Source organism: Clostridium sp. YIM B02506, from assembly GCF_022324845.1.
In the GTDB taxonomy this organism is placed as follows: domain Bacteria; phylum Bacillota; class Clostridia; order Clostridiales; family Clostridiaceae; genus Clostridium_T; species Clostridium_T intestinale.
This window is the reverse complement of record NZ_JAKGTG010000021.1, coordinates 1-13,657: the sequence shown is the minus strand read 5'-3', so window position 1 is coordinate 13,657 and position 13,657 is coordinate 1. Positions and strand designations below refer to the sequence as shown.

Sequence of the window (13,657 nt, the reverse complement as noted above, 5' to 3'; positions counted from 1 at the left end):
ATTCTTACAATTTTAGTTCATACATTTAAAATCTCTTAATTTCATAAATTACAAACTTTAAATGATTAAAAAAGGTACTAAATAATCCAACTGAGTTATTTAGTACCTTTTATCTTATGCTGACATTGTAATTTCTAGTGTAACTTCTTTTCCATCTCTATTAACAACTATTTTAACTTTATCGCCTTCATTTAGCTTATTCTTTTCTGACGAAAGTTCAGCTGAAGTTTTAATGCTCTTTCCATTAAATCCAACTATGACATCTCCAGCTTTGATTCCTGCTTTTTCTGCTGGTGAATATTCTACTACACTTGCAACATATATACCTTCAACTAATTTATACTGTTTTGCTGCATTCTTATCTAAATCTCTTATACTTATACCTAATGTTAAAGATTGTTTGCTTAATGCTCCTATTTTATCCTTTACTGAGTTTATAGGAATTGAAAATCCTATTCCTTCTACACCCGCTTCACTAATCTTAGCTGAATTAATTCCTATAACTTCTCCATTAGCATTTATTAGAGGTCCTCCACTATTTCCTGGGTTTATTGCAGCATCTGTTTGAATATATACTGATGTACTACCATCTTGATTTTGAAGACTTCTGCTAGCAGCACTTACTATACCTTTAGTAACAGTTCCAACAAACTCTTTTCCTAATGGATTTCCAATAGCTATAACTTCTTGACCTGCTTGAAGTAAATCTGAATCTCCTAAAGTTGCTACCCCTGGCACCTCAACTTTTTCTACTAGCCTTATCATAGCTAAATCTGCATTAGCATCATAGTTTACTATCTTAGCTTTATACTCTTTTCCATTATTAAAGGTTACATTTACTTCAGTAGCACCTTGAACAACATGGTAATTAGTTAATATATCACCATCTTCATTTATTATAAATCCTGATCCCACACCCTCTTGTGGTTGATTAAAGAATCCATTACTTACAGAACTTTTAGTTGAAACACTTACTACTGCTGGAGCAACTTTATTAACTACATCTGTTACGCTTAATGAAGTTGTATTACTTGTGAAACTAGGAGTTGTGTATGAAATATTCTTCGTTTCACTTGTTCCCTTTAATGTTCCATTCTCAAGAGCTGTTTTAATAATATAATAGGTCGAAGGAATAGATATTGATAAAGTTAAGGCCATCGTAACTAAACCTACTAATAAATATTTGCCTATTCCATTACCTTTTTCCTTTTTATTTTTTCCTTTATTATTTTTCCCATCACCAATCATTACAAAATTAGGTGAATATGTTTCTCCATTCTCAGAATCTCCATTTCTAAAATCACTCATGAAAAGAAACCTCCTTATAATCAATTATTTTAAGTATTATATCCATATTTAAAATATAAAATAATACTGTGTCATCTTAATGACAAATATAAAGTAATATTTTTTCACATATTTTAACCGTATTTATAAACTACAACATTAGTTTTAAATGACTGGACAACAGGTTGACCGGTCAACCTGTTGTCCAGTCATTTAATATAAAAAACTACCTTAGAATAATCTCTATATTCTAAGGTAGTTTCGTTATCTTTTTACTCTTCCTTTTTCAACTGCATACTTGATTGCCTCTAGAACTTTATTTTTGTCTTCAACTGGTATCATCTGCCCATTTGATTCTGTAACTAACTGATTTATGTATCTTGAGGTTGATAAAGTTAAAAGACTTTTATCAAGTTCAACATTTTTATTTCTTGATATTATAGCCAAAGGAGAATTCTCAATCAAGCCTTCTTTTTGAGAATTACTTTTCTTCTCCAATATGTTACTTGCTTCATTATGCATAGCACCAGGATATTTACTTCTTATTCTGTTTGATATAAATTCATTTTTTAATTCTGTTTGTCCTTCAGAAAATAAGTTTTCTGGAATCTCTAACATCCCAAGCTTGTACTTAATATAAGTTAAACCAAAATAAGATTGAGTAGTTTCTAATTTACTATTCTTTTTTATTTTAATGTAATTAGATATGTATTCTTCATTATCTAAATTACTTTCCACTATAGGATCTATCAAGACCATAGAATTTACAAGATCACCATAGGTATTAGCGAAGTTAGTCATAATTAATGAACCATACCCGGCCCCTACTAAAACATACGGTCCCGATATGCCTGCCTTATTTAATAATAACCTTAAATCCTCAGCTTGTCTTTGCGGATCTAATCCTTCTCCACCATCACTAAATCCATATCCCATTCTATTATATGTAAATACCCTAACACCTAAACTATCCGCTACTTCTCTAGTAATAGTATTCCATTCATTTGAATCTACGCCTAAATCTCCATCAAATATTACTGTCATATCTCCAGAACCAATACTATTATAATAAACTCTGTTATCATTTATTCGAGTATATTTAGTTCTTGGTTTATATTTTTCATTATAAACCTTAGTCACTGCAAACTGAAACACTAACCCCATTAATAAAATAGTTATAAGACTGTATATCAGAAACTTCATTATAGCTGATATAGGAATTTTTTTTCTAATTCTTAACCTTTTTATACCATTTGAGTGCGGAATTAAATTCATAACTTCTCTATTTCTCCCCTAATTTTAAATTTGGTTTTGCATTTAAATCCATTGTGCTAACATTTCCAAGCTCCCATTGATAGTACGCAGCGCTTCCTATCATTGCTGCATTATCTGTACATAATTCTAGTGATGGAAATAATATTTTTATTCCCTTTTCATTACCTTTATTAATCAAGTTTTCTCGTAGTCCACTATTAGAAGCAACTCCACCTGCTATGGCTATTCTGTCTATTCCTCTTTTTTCACACGTTACCATAGCATTATCTGTTAACACTTCTACAACAGCTTTTTGAAAGGATGCAGCTACATCTGCAGTGTTCACTTCTTCGTTCAGCATAGACTTCTTATTTAGATAATTTAATACTGCTGACTTTAATCCTGAGAAAGAAAAATCTAAGGTATCATCATGAAATCTAGCTCTTGGGAATGATATGCTATTAGGGTCCCCTTCCTTTGAAAGCTTATCTATCTTAGGGCCCCCTGGATAACCAAGTCCTATTGCTCTTGCCACTTTATCATAAGCTTCTCCAGCTGCATCATCCCTAGTTTCACCTATTATTTCATACTCACCATAATCTTTAACATATACTATAAAAGTGTGTCCTCCTGAAACAACTAAGGATACAAATGGAGGTTTCAGGTCCTTATGTTCAATAAAGTTTGCACATATATGTCCTTCTATATGATTAACCCCTATTAATGGCAGGTCTAAGGAGTATGCAAGCCCTTTCGCATATTGGAGTCCTACAAGTAGTGCCCCTACTAATCCTGGCCCATAGGTAACCCCTATAGCATCTAAATCACTAAGCTTCATATCTGCTTTTTCTAATGCTTCTTCTACTACAGCATTTATAACTTCTATATGCTTTCTTGAAGCAACCTCTGGAACAACTCCACCAAACTTTTCATGTATTTCAATCTGAGATGATATAACATTAGACAAAACTTCTCTTCCATTTATAACAATTGCTGCTGAAGTTTCATCGCATGAACTCTCAATAGCTAAAATTACTTTTCTATCCATAAATATTACCCTCTTCTATCTTAAATCTTCAATTTGTATTATACTTTATAGTAGTTGCATTATCAATTTAAAGAATCTTACAATTTTATAACAAGGAGTAACTAAATGAAAAAATCTTACGCAAAAGTCATAGTTGCCGGCTCCCCTATATCAAAGTCAAATTTCAAGTTATTTAATGAATCTGGAAGAGCTATTCTACCTTATAATTCTGGAAAATATCATGATAGATACGCATTGTATGAAGAAGAAATCTCATATTGTGCAAGACTTCAGAATCCAGGTATAGTAATTGATGAAGCTCTTATAGCTGTTCTTAAGGTGTATTATAAAAGTGAAAAAAGGCATCCAGACACAAATAACATAACTAAAAGTATATTTGATGGTATAGAGAAAAGTGGCTTGATTATAAATGATGCTCAAATAAGAAAAATATATATTGAAGAATTTTATGATAAAGAAAACCCTAGATTTGAATTAGAGTTGTTTGGGGAAAGTCAATATGAAATTAGTTATACAATAACCCCTAAAGAGATAGAGTCTGAAAAGATAACTTATTCACCTCCTCCAAACAGCAAACTAAAAAAACAAAAACCTGCATTAAAAAATATTATTGAGGCTCCTGACACTAAAGGAAAATGCTCTATATGTAATAAAATACTCATAGCTAATGATTATAAAAAAGCTGACGGTGGTAAAACTTTAATATGTACCAAGTGCTTTAACAAATTATTTTAGAGGTGATTTATGGATATTGTTTTTATAGGAGATAGTCTTACTTTTGGATATGGAGTATCTAGAGAAAACTCATGGGTTAATTTATTAGTGGGAAATTCTACTTTTACTTACCTAAACAAAGGGGTAAATGGTGATACAACCATAGGAATGCTGTCTAGATTTTTTAAAGATGTTGTTAATATAAAACCTAAATACTGTTTTGTTCTTGGTGGTACTAATGATTTATTATCGGGTAAAAATATAACCTCGGTTTATGAAAACATCCTTATAATGATTAAAGATTGTATAGAGAATAAAATAGTCCCCATAATACTATCCCCACCTTATATATCAGAAAAGGAAGCAACCTCAAGATGGAGTTCCTACCCAGACTATTCAGAAATAAATGAAAACTTATTAACTCTAAAAAATAAGCTGAATTTTTATTGCCAAAAGGAAAATCTTTTCTTCGTGGATTTATTTAATACTACGAATATAGCATTTCTTAATAATGAAAGTATATACTTAGATGGTATTCATTTTAATAATTCAGGTCATAATTTAATTTATATAACTGTAAATCAAACTTTTAAAAATATAGCTAAAAAGTCTAGTTAGTAGACCTTTTAGCTATAAATACTTGTATATTCCCTTATATACTTCTCAGCAGCTTCTCCTGCTATATACCCTGTTTCTATTGACCTTTTTACTAAAGACTTTGTATTAATAAGTGTTCCACAAACAAATACTCCCTTTTGTGATGTCATAAGATCCTCATTAATTAATGGAGTAAGAGAGTCCTCTTCAATCTTTATTCTAGCCTTTTTTAATAAATCAATTTCCGATCTCCAAGCCACTGAAAGAACTAATCCATCACAATCTATTTCTGAATATTCATTAGTTTCCTTATTTAATATTTTTACCTTACTAACTCTCTCTTTTCCCATCACTTCTTTTATTACTGAATTATATAAGATAGGTATATTGAAATCTTTTGGAATCTCTTTATTTTTACTTTGAGTAGCTTTAATTTCTGAAGAACTTTCTATTATTGCCTTAACATCAGCTCCTTCAACTACTAAGCTTCGTGCCACTATCATAGATATATCAGAAGAATCCATAATAACAACCTCTTTACCTGGCAAATATCCTTGAAGGTTAATTAATCTATGCACAGTTCCTAAAGTATATATTCCTGTATAATTTTTAGTTGCAATATGAATTTTTCCAGTATATTTTTCTCTTGATCCTGTTGCAAAAATTACACTTTTAGCTTTAATAAAACAGATACCTTCTTTTGGATTCATGTATGTTATAATTCCTTCACTATTAAAATCTATAACAATAGTTGAAAGTTTATATTCAATATTAAACTCATCTAATTTACTTATAAAGAAATGTATAAGTTCGGGTCCAGTTACTTCTTTTCCAAGTACGTCTTTCCCAAAACCATTGTGAATACATGGAACTAAGGCTCCTCCTAAGTCCTCTTCTCTTTCAATTATTAATATATTTTTAACGCCTTTTTCTTTTGCTCTTATTGCTGCTGCCATTCCAGAGGGACCTCCTCCAATGACAATCAAATCATAGCTGGCTGCCATACACATAAAGTCCTTTCATTTAAATATTAATTATATTTGTTTAATTTAATTTTATCATAGAATATTTATTTTAAAATAACTTTTGAATAAATTGCTTTTTAAAAATAAAAGCTATAGGTATAGGAGGTGATAAAATGGCTAAAAAAGTTAAGATAAAACATGATCCTAAAGCAGAAAGTGCTAGAGCAACTTTTGGTGAACCTAAAGCTAAGGAACATAATCCTAAAGATTTTAAAATATAACATAACAAAAGAAGCAGATCATTGATCTGCTCCTTAAATCTTAAATATATTTTTTATTGTCTTACCATAATTTCGACTTACAGGTATCTCTTCCCTAGTACCTCTTAGTTTCAATATATATGTACCATTAACCCAAGATATTATATTTTCTATTAAGTCTAAATTAACTAAATACTTTCTATGACATTTAATAAAATTAAACTCTTTCAATCTATCTTCAACATTATTTAAAGTTTCATCAGATATAAAACTATCTTTATCTGTTACGATATTTACATGGCCTTCATTTGCAACACAATATATAATTTTATCAACATCTACTAAACTCAATTTATCTGAATTTTTTATAGGAATTTTTTTAACATTTTTAATACTTATAGCATTATTTTTTTTGTCTAATTTTTCACTTAATCTATCTAATGTAGTTTTTATTCTGTCTAGAGAAAATGGTTTTAAAACATAGTCTTTTGCATTTATTTCAAATGCCTTTAAGGCAAATGTATCATGAGCTGTTATAAAGACAATCTCAATGTTTTTATTAATTTTTTTTATTTCTTCAGCTACCATAAACCCATTCATCTCTGGCATTGACACATCTAGAAAAACTGCATCTAAATCTAATTCTTTAATTTCTTCTATAGCCTTTTCAGGACTTGTGTACTTACCAACTATCTTAAGTCCACTTTCAGTCGAAAGTAAATACTCTAATTCTCTTAATGCAATAATCTCATCATCAACTAAAGCAACATTAAGCATACTTCATCTCCTTATAAAACATTATTTATAGGTATCTTCAAGCTTAGCTCTGTTTTATCCCCATCTTTTGAAATTCCGTCTAGCTTGTACCCAAACTTTTCCCCATATATATTTTTATATTCGTCTATATATTTTGTTATATCTCCATCATGTAGTAAAATAATAATTAAATCCCTTTTATCAATTTTTGATTCTACTGTGATTTTACCTCCTACTTTAGACTTAAGCAGACCCTCTTTTAAAGCAATATATGTTATTTCTATCAAAAAACCTCTTTTTATCAAAAAGTCATCTTCTAAACTCTTAATCTCATAATCTATTTTTTCTCCAAATCTTGATTCTTGTATTTTTAAATATCCCTTAAGAACCTTAAACTCATTGGATAATTTTGTGTCATCCTCAGATTGAGAAAGGTAATATCTAAGATAATCACCTAATGCAAGTAGTAATTCTCTTGCTTTATTTCCATCTGTTCTACAAAAATACATAATTGTACTTATAGCGTTAAATAAAAAATGTGTATCTAAGTTATTTGATTTGTTAACTTTTATAGAATTTTTACTAACAACCTCACTCTCAAAATCATTTAACATTTTTATAAACACTGGTATACAAATTGAAATAAAAATTAACCAATATTGTGGAAATACCTTTATTAGAATGATTTGCAATATCATTAACGTAATTATAAATAATTTATTTTTTCCCATATTATATATATCGTTTAAGAATAATTTTACTTAATATATAATATCACATGGAAAATTTACAAAATGTTGTCTTTAAGCCACATTCTTGTCAATTGATTTATAACTACTATTCATTTATAATCTTAATGGTGATATATTTTAGGAGGTTATTTATGAATATTAAAGAATTACAAACTAATCCAGTAAAGATTATAGAAAAAAATTTAAACAAAAATCTCATTATAAGATGTATTTTTTATTTTCTTATTTTATTTTCTATAATATTTAAAGGTGTATTTTTTCAAGGCTTTATAGAAAACAAAAACGTGTACAGCTTTGATTTTTTTGCAGGATATAGTTCGGCTATATATTTCTTTAAATACTATGCCGCATTTGCAGGTATTTTTTTAAGTTTTGGATTATTATTTAGAGGTAAAGGTAAGTGGATTTACCTACTAGTAATAGATTTATTACTAACTCTTTTATTTATCTTAGACTTATGGTATTTTAGAGGCTTTATGACAGTACCATCAATTCTAGTAGCAACTCAAACTGCTAATTTAGATAATATGTCAGGATCTATTTTATCTATGACGAGTCCAATGGATATAATTTTTATTTTGGACATACTGCTACTATTTATCTATGTGGTTATATTTAGAAAAAGCTTTAAAAATATAAAATCAAATATAAAAGGGTTTGCTGTATCTTTTTTATTATCAATAATTTACATAGCCTATGTTCCTTTTAATATAAATGTATTAGGAAATACTGATGTTAAAAATTCATATCTTTTTTCAAATTATGATTCAACTGATACCGCTAGATATTTTTCATCTATAGGTTATCATTTATTTGATTTATATAATGTATATAAAGACTTAAAACCTTATGAACTTACAGCTGAAGAACAACAAGATATTACTAATTTCTATGATAAGAAAAATGAAAATCTTCCTGATAATGAATGTAAAGGCTTATTCAAAGATAAAAATCTTCTAATCATTCAAGTTGAATCATTAGAAAATTTCGTTATTGGACAAACTGTCAATGGACAAGAAATAACACCTAATTTAAATAAACTTTTAAATAATTCGATTTACTTTCCTAAAGTTTATGAGCAAGTAAATGAAGGTACAAGTTCTGATTCTGACTTAATGGTTAATACATCTATGCTTCCATTAAGAAAAGGAAGTACTTTTTTTAGGTATCCAGTAAGAAACTATAATTCTTTACCTAAATTATTAGGCGAACTTGGTTATGAGTCTACTTCTATTCATCCCGACAGAGGCAGCTTCTGGAATTATGCTCAAGGGCTTAAAGGAATAGGATTTGATAACTTTATAGACTACTACTCTTTTAATCCAGATGAAGTAATTGGATTAGGCCTAAGCGATGAAACTTACTTCAAACAAGTGGTTCCAATGATTGAAAAAATGAAACAACCATTCTATACTTTTACTGTAACATTAACAAATCATGGTCCTTTTGACTTGCCAGATAAATATAAAGAATTGAACTTAACTGGTGAACTTAAAGATTCAATACTCGGAAACTCCTTTCAAACTGCTCATTACACAGATAAGCAAATAGGAATGTTCTTAGAAGAACTAGATAAGAAGGGTTTGCTTGATAACACTGTAGTTGCTATAGAGGGCGATCATACTGGGGTTCATAAATACTATAATGATAAGGTCGAAGAACTTAAAAATCCTGAGTCTTGGTGGCTAGATAAAGAGGATTCTTCTGTTCCACTAATAATTTATCAGAAAAATTTACAAAACAGCTTTAAATCTGATATAGCTGGAGGACAAATAGATATAATGCCTACTTTAGCTTATCTAATGGGTATTGATGAGAGTAAATATATTAATACAGCTTTAGGTAGGAATTTATTAAAAACAAATAAGTCATTTGCGGTAATGACTAATAGAAGTGTAAGAGGTACTTTATCTGAAGAAGAAAAAGAATTCTATATTAATAGTTTAGAATTATCGGATAAAATGATTAAAAGTGATTACTTTGAAAATTACTATAATAAATAATAAATTAAAGGAGCCTTAATGAGGCTCCTTTAATTTCTATTAATCAATTTTCAACTTCTTTGGCGTCTTGTTTAAATACTTTTTCCCAACTATCTGCTATATATCCACTGGTCCATTCGGCCATAATAACCGATTCATTTTTATCTTTTTTTATCCTTTTAATAGGATCTCCTTTTAGCTCTGAATTTTCTATTTCATATACTAATATATAATCGTCCAATACAACTATAGCAACCTTACCATTAGGCGATGTATATATATCCTTGATTAATGGATTTTGCGCCTTAAGTATATTCCATCTAACATAAAGATTATCATAAATAATTAATTTTTTTGTATTTATCATATTTACATCAAATTTTAAATCTGCTAATACATTGTTTTCTAATCTAGTTCTTCCTTCTAAAACCCATCTACCATTTTTTCTTACTACACCTATATTGGTTGGGTCTAGCTTAACATCAACTTTTAAGTTTGGAGAATAATTTTCTAAATTATCTAGAGCTACTTCACTTGAGTTCTTTAGGGCTTCATATCCTTCAGTTCCTGACAAAACATCTATCGCTACTCCATTTGGAGTATGTATCGTATCTACCGGTATTATCTTATATCTACTATTTTTGTCATTATAATTATCAGTAAACTCTTCTATAGATATATAGTTATTGCTAATGAAGTTTAAGTTAACGTATTTACTTTCATTTTCAACTTCTAAAGTATCCTCTGAACTTATACCTTTATTATTTATATTATAGGTATCAAAATATTCTGTTACGACTCCATTTCTATTTATCTTTTTAGGAACAAGCTCCCAAAAGCCTTTTAATCTTGGATATAATATGTTTTTTCTTTCATAGACAGGTTTTGCTATTCCATTGTCTACTCCTATCCATAAAGTTCTATACGTTTCTTCCCCTACTCCATCTTCTGTTAATTCCCTATTACTTTTAAGTCCTATATATACACATTCAACTATATCATTATAATCTCTTTTTGCATTTCCATCTTTCTGTGTATCACTTGCTATGTTAGTTGGAAAATTTGATACATCACTAGATATCTTCGTAATAGTATATATAATATCATTATGAATTATCAATAATTTATTTTCTTCTAACCTCAGTATCTCTCCAATTAAAGTATTATTATTAAGTGGGCTTATTAAATCAACTTCATGATTTTCATTAGAAAATCTTTTATAACTAATATTATATTCAGCTAAAAGATACTCTTTTAGATTTACTACTCTTAATTTATACTTTACTGTATCATATAAATTATTATTAATAATCATTCTATTTTCATCCAAATATATATATTCAGTTTTTGATTCTAATGTTCGTCCCTCTTTATAGTTATACTTCTCATTTATCTTCCATGTACCCTTAAAGCTTACAGCACTTGATTGAGGAGGAGTAAGCTTTCTAAAATCTTGCCCTGAAGGCATAAATTTTGAGAAAGTAAAAACTGATGCTATCATAATTAGAATCACCAATATTAATAAAAGTTTAAAACTTCTTCTCATATTTCCTCCTTAGATTAATCTCTAAATGCAGTAGGCAGCTTTATAATTACTTCAGTTCCTATATTTTCTTGGCTAAATATCTCAAGACTTCCCCCATGGAGTGTAACTATTTCATCACATATAGATAAACCAATACCATTTTGAGATCTTGAATTTTTGCCCTTTACAAATTTTTCTTTGATTCTTGGTAAAATTTCTGGATCTATCCCACATCCATCATCTTTAATAGCTATTTTTATATAGTTTTCTTCATATTGAATTATATCTAAAGAAACACTTCCTCCATAATCAGTGAAATTAAAAGCATTGTCCAATATATTTATAAATACTTGTTTCATTCTATCAGAGTCCGCCCAAATTTTAGGTAAGTTTTCTTGTACACTTATCTTAAAATCAACATTCTCTCTATTTGCTCTTGGTGTCAGATATATTCCAATATAATCGACTATATTCTTTAAATCTATTAACTCTTTTTTCATTGCTATTTTTCCAGATACAAGTCTTGAAAAATCAAGCAGCTCTTCCACCATATTAGACAGTCTCTCTGTCTCATTTTCTATTATATTAAAACCAGTCTTTAGTATTTGTTCATCTCTATAATCACTATTTAATGTTATTACCCATCCTTTAATAGCAGTTAATGGAGTTCTCAATTCATGAGATACAGAAGATATAAAATCATTTTTTAATTTCTCTCTTTTTGATAATTCCTCTGCCATATAATTTAAGGTTGAAGACAATTTACCAATTTCATCATTTGATTCATTTATGCTTCTTATTTCTAAATTTCCTGATGCCATAGTTTCAGCTACTGTTGTTAATTCTTTAATTGGATTAATTATACCTCGCGCAAATACAAGGCTTATTATAACTCCAATAAACAATACTATGATTGATACTATCAAGAAAAATATAGCTATAACGTTTATAGACTTATTAACATCACTTAAAGATATTATATATCTAAGTACACCATTTATCTCTCCTGATGATTGTAATGGATAAGATATGGCCATTATCTTTTCTTTATTATAACCAGTTCCAATCCATCTCTCATATTCTCCTTTTAATGCTTTATTTACATCAGGAGTATCTATTATGTCACCCTCTTTTACTCCAAGTGAGTCCATAAGTAATTTTCCATTATTATTTAAAATCTGTACTTGAATATTGCTTTCATTCCAAAACATATCTATATTATCATAGATGTTTTCTTCTAGTGATAGATATGAAAAGTTCTTATTATAAAAATCCGCTGATATATTTAACTGACTCTTTAAAGTTTGCTCTATACTTGAATAGTAGTAAGTTCTAATATAACTTATCATAAGAATATTTAATATACCTACAGTAAACAAAATTATTAAAATAAAATATTTAACCATTTTCGTTTTAATACTTTTATTCACCATTTTACCTATGCTTTCCATCTATATCCCGTTCCCCATACAGTTTCTATATATTTTGGCTCTGAAGGATTATCTTCCACCTTTGATCTTAATCTTCTTATGTTTACATCCACTATCTTTGAATCTCCGAAAAAGTTATAATCCCATACTATATTTAATAGTTCATCTCTCGAAAATGCCTTGCCTGGATTCTCCATAAATATCTTTAGCATCATATATTCTTTAGGTGTTAAATCTATTTCCACTTGATTCTTATATACTTTCTGTGAATATAAATCTATTACAAATTCTCCACTTGTAATGCTTTCATTTTTTTCTTCATCCTTACCTATTCTTCTTAATAAAGACTTTACTCTTAATGTTAATTCGATTGGGTTAAATGGCTTTACAACATAATCATCTGCGCCATATTCAAGTCCCATTATCTTGTCCATATCCTGTCCCTTTGCCGTCAACATTATTATCCCCATACTAGGAAATTCTTTTCTCAATACTTCACAAACCTTAAATCCATCTATCCCAGGAAGCATTAAATCTAAAATTGCTACATCAGGCTTTTCTATTAATGCCTTCTTTACTCCATCTTCACCATTGTTTGCTTCTATAACCTCAAAATTATTACGTTTAAAATTTATAGTTAAAAAACCTCTAATACTATCTTCATCTTCAACCACAAGTATTTTATACATGTAAACACCTCTTTATAATTATAAAATAAATTAGAGAAGTCTTAATTGCTTCTCTTTAAATTATACCATATATATGAAATTCTAATCCTACTAATTGACTATACAAATCCTAAATACTCTACATATATATATATTACTACTTTTCTCTTTACATATAGTAACAAATATATAAATTTATATTACAAAAGAATTAAAGATTTATATAATAAAAAACACTAGGAAAAATCCTAGTGTAATAATCAAATTGGCTCCGCGAAGAGGGCTCGAACCTCCAACCTATCGGTTAACAGCCGAGTGCTCCACCATTGAGCTATCGCGGAACAAAATTTGGCGACTTCCTACTCTCCCACACAGTCTCCCATGCAGTACCATCGGCGTAATAAAGCTTAACGATCCTG

The 13,657-nt window shown here is 28.9% G+C and carries 13 protein-coding genes and 1 tRNA gene; 4 read left to right on the top strand and 10 right to left on the bottom strand.

The window, feature by feature from the left end; genetic code table 11:
* Positions 1 to 114: 114 nt before the first annotated feature.
* The 3 genes from L1S49_RS15265 to tsaD all read right to left on the bottom strand — a co-directional run bounded on the left by L1S49_RS15265 (position 115) and on the right by tsaD (position 3,589).
* On the bottom strand, positions 115 to 1,308 hold the full coding sequence (locus L1S49_RS15265; RefSeq protein WP_238905965.1) for a trypsin-like peptidase domain-containing protein: 1,194 nt from the start codon (positions 1,306 to 1,308) through the stop codon (positions 115 to 117).
* Between the two features lie 243 nt (positions 1,309 to 1,551).
* Positions 1,552 to 2,562, bottom strand: coding sequence for an alpha/beta hydrolase (locus L1S49_RS15260; RefSeq protein ID WP_238905963.1), 1,011 nt, complete (start codon positions 2,560 to 2,562; stop codon positions 1,552 to 1,554).
* Between the two features lie 7 nt (positions 2,563 to 2,569).
* A complete protein-coding gene (gene tsaD, locus L1S49_RS15255; RefSeq protein WP_238905961.1) occupies positions 2,570 to 3,589 on the bottom strand; it encodes a tRNA (adenosine(37)-N6)-threonylcarbamoyltransferase complex transferase subunit TsaD in 1,020 nt (339 codons plus the stop codon).
* A gap of 105 nt (positions 3,590 to 3,694) precedes the next feature.
* Here tsaD and L1S49_RS15250 point away from each other — a divergent pair, with 105 nt between their 5' ends.
* Positions 3,695 to 4,324, top strand: a complete 630-nt coding sequence (locus tag L1S49_RS15250; protein ID WP_238905959.1) for a RusA family crossover junction endodeoxyribonuclease — start codon at positions 3,695 to 3,697, stop codon at positions 4,322 to 4,324.
* 9 nt (positions 4,325 to 4,333) lie between these two features.
* Positions 4,334 to 4,921, top strand: coding sequence for a GDSL-type esterase/lipase family protein (locus L1S49_RS15245; RefSeq protein WP_238905956.1), 588 nt, complete (start codon positions 4,334 to 4,336; stop codon positions 4,919 to 4,921).
* Positions 4,922 to 4,929: 8 nt separating this feature from the next.
* Here L1S49_RS15245 and L1S49_RS15240 read toward each other — a convergent pair whose 3' ends face one another.
* On the bottom strand, positions 4,930 to 5,904 hold the full coding sequence (locus L1S49_RS15240; protein WP_275299614.1) for an NAD(P)/FAD-dependent oxidoreductase: 975 nt from the start codon (positions 5,902 to 5,904) through the stop codon (positions 4,930 to 4,932).
* A 134-nt stretch (positions 5,905 to 6,038) separates the two neighbouring features.
* Between L1S49_RS15240 and L1S49_RS23280 the strand changes: the two genes are divergently transcribed.
* Positions 6,039 to 6,146: a CPC_1213 family protein gene (locus L1S49_RS23280; RefSeq protein WP_021800426.1), complete on the top strand. Its 108-nt coding sequence runs from the start codon at positions 6,039 to 6,041 to the stop codon at positions 6,144 to 6,146.
* A gap of 33 nt (positions 6,147 to 6,179) precedes the next feature.
* Here the strand turns inward: L1S49_RS23280 and L1S49_RS15235 are convergent, their stop codons facing one another.
* The gene (locus tag L1S49_RS15235) at positions 6,180 to 6,902 is read right to left on the bottom strand and encodes a LytTR family DNA-binding domain-containing protein (RefSeq protein WP_238905939.1); all 723 of its coding nucleotides are present in this window, start codon (positions 6,900 to 6,902) and stop codon (positions 6,180 to 6,182) included.
* An 11-nt stretch (positions 6,903 to 6,913) separates the two neighbouring features.
* On the bottom strand, positions 6,914 to 7,495 hold the full coding sequence (locus tag L1S49_RS15230; protein ID WP_238905937.1) for a histidine kinase: 582 nt from the start codon (positions 7,493 to 7,495) through the stop codon (positions 6,914 to 6,916).
* A gap of 269 nt (positions 7,496 to 7,764) precedes the next feature.
* Between L1S49_RS15230 and L1S49_RS15225 the strand changes: the two genes are divergently transcribed.
* Complete coding sequence (locus tag L1S49_RS15225) at positions 7,765 to 9,636, top strand: LTA synthase family protein (protein WP_238905935.1); 1,872 nt, start codon at positions 7,765 to 7,767, stop codon at positions 9,634 to 9,636.
* 43 nt (positions 9,637 to 9,679) lie between these two features.
* Here the strand turns inward: L1S49_RS15225 and L1S49_RS15220 are convergent, their stop codons facing one another.
* The 4 genes from L1S49_RS15220 to L1S49_RS15205 all read right to left on the bottom strand — a co-directional run bounded on the left by L1S49_RS15220 (position 9,680) and on the right by L1S49_RS15205 (position 13,579).
* A complete protein-coding gene (locus L1S49_RS15220; protein WP_238905933.1) occupies positions 9,680 to 11,161 on the bottom strand; it encodes a hypothetical protein in 1,482 nt (493 codons plus the stop codon).
* 14 nt (positions 11,162 to 11,175) lie between these two features.
* Entirely contained in the window at positions 11,176 to 12,573 is a 1,398-nt protein-coding gene (locus tag L1S49_RS15215; protein ID WP_238906100.1) for a HAMP domain-containing sensor histidine kinase, read from the bottom strand.
* Positions 12,574 to 12,578: 5 nt separating this feature from the next.
* On the bottom strand, positions 12,579 to 13,259 hold the full coding sequence (locus L1S49_RS15210) for a response regulator transcription factor (RefSeq protein ID WP_073022560.1): 681 nt from the start codon (positions 13,257 to 13,259) through the stop codon (positions 12,579 to 12,581).
* Positions 13,260 to 13,504: 245 nt separating this feature from the next.
* Positions 13,505 to 13,579 (bottom strand) — tRNA-Asn (locus L1S49_RS15205).
* Positions 13,580 to 13,657: the final 78 nt, after the last annotated feature.